At 34.5% G+C, this 1,439-nt stretch carries 1 protein-coding gene; it reads left to right on the top strand.

The genetic code is table 11. The annotated features are described in order from the left end of the window. The first annotated feature begins 441 nt into the window (after nucleotides 1–441). Complete coding sequence (locus EZH24_RS11810) at nucleotides 442–1,434, top strand: NAD(P)-dependent alcohol dehydrogenase (RefSeq protein ID WP_137999278.1); 993 nt, start codon at nucleotides 442–444, stop codon at nucleotides 1,432–1,434. The last annotated feature ends 5 nt before the right edge of the window (nucleotides 1,435–1,439 follow it).

Genomic DNA, 1,439 nt, shown 5'->3' with positions numbered 1-1,439 from the left:
ATGCCGAGCCTCGAGCGGTAGAAGAAGCCTACAGAAATGTGATAGACGGAAAAGTTAAGTTTAGATATGTGATAGATATGAAGACTTTAAATTGATGATAAATAGATAATAAAAGTTTAAAATTTTTTCATGTTTAATCCTTAAGTTTAGAAAGGTTGTCTCGTAATTCTGCGGGACAACCTTAATTTAATTCCTATTAAATTATATTAAAAATAAATTTTTTAATCATACTTTTAAAGCATAGACAGATATAACAAAAAAGTATTTGCCGCAAAATATTAAATATATTAAAATTTAAATCGTTTATTGAATGAAATTAAATAGAATTAAAAATAATAAAAATTAATTTTTACATATTGACTCTGGAGTTAGCTCCAATGTTATAATAGTAATACAAAATAAAAAAATTAAATTAATGCCAAATGGCAAAGGAGAAAAAAGATGTTATTAGAAAACAATTTAAACGAAGCCAAAGAGGGAAAAAGAATAACTGCAAAAGGTTATGCGGTTGGTAGCAAAAGCGATAATTTTAAGCCTTTTGAATTCTCTCGTCATTCTATGGGAGAAAACGACATTTTAATCGAAATCCTTTACGCTGGAATATGCCATAGCGATATACACGCTGCAAGAAGCGAATGGAGAGATGGAATTTATCCTATGGTTCCAGGTCATGAAATAGCTGGGCAAGTCGTGGCTGTTGGAAGCAAAGTGACAAAATTCAAAGTGGGCGATTATGCGGGAGTCGGCTGTATGGTTAATAGCTGCGGCGAATGCGAGCCTTGTAAAATAAGCCATGAACATTTTTGCGAAAGAGGATTTGTGTCGACTTATAACGATAAAGATTACTTTCATAACGATGAAGTAACTTACGGCGGATATTCCAACAATATAGTAGTGAGCGAAAAATTTGCGGTAACCGTTCCGAAAGACGCTCCGCTTGAAAAAGTCGCTCCGTTGCTTTGCGCGGGAATTACGACTTACTCTCCGCTAAAATTTACGGGAATTAAAAAAGGCGATATAGTGGGAGTGGCTGGTTTCGGAGGACTCGGTTCTATGGCTGTAAAATACGCTATTCAAATGGGCGCAGATGTTTATGTGTTCGCTCGAAATGAAAATAAGAAAAAAGAAGCTTTGGAAATGGGAGCTAAAGATTTATTTTCTTCGACAAAAGATGTAAAAATTCGTTTCGATTTTATAGTTTCCACAATTCCTACTGGTTATAATGTAAACGATTATATTGATTTATTGAAATACGGAGGCGAGATGGCTATAGTGGGGCTTCCTCCAACGGACGCGAAACAAACTATAGATTTTACGAGATTGATTTTTTCGGCGGGAAGAAAGGTTTACGGTTCTATAATCGGCGGAATAAAAGAAACTCAAGAGATGCTTGATTTTTCTCTTAAACATAAACATCTGCGCCAATTTGAATAGCGTAT

The sequence above is a fragment of the Brachyspira catarrhinii genome, from assembly GCF_005518285.1.
Lineage (GTDB): Bacteria > Spirochaetota > Brachyspiria > Brachyspirales > Brachyspiraceae > Brachyspira > Brachyspira catarrhinii.
The sequence above is the reverse complement of the archived record's forward strand: the minus strand, read 5'-3'. Positions and strand labels throughout refer to the sequence as shown.

Excerpts from the sequence above, each read along its gene's own strand:
- EZH24_RS11810 (WP_137999278.1), top strand. The coding sequence starts at position 442 with ATGTTATTAGAAAACAATTTAAACGAAGCCAAAGAGGGAAAAAGAATA.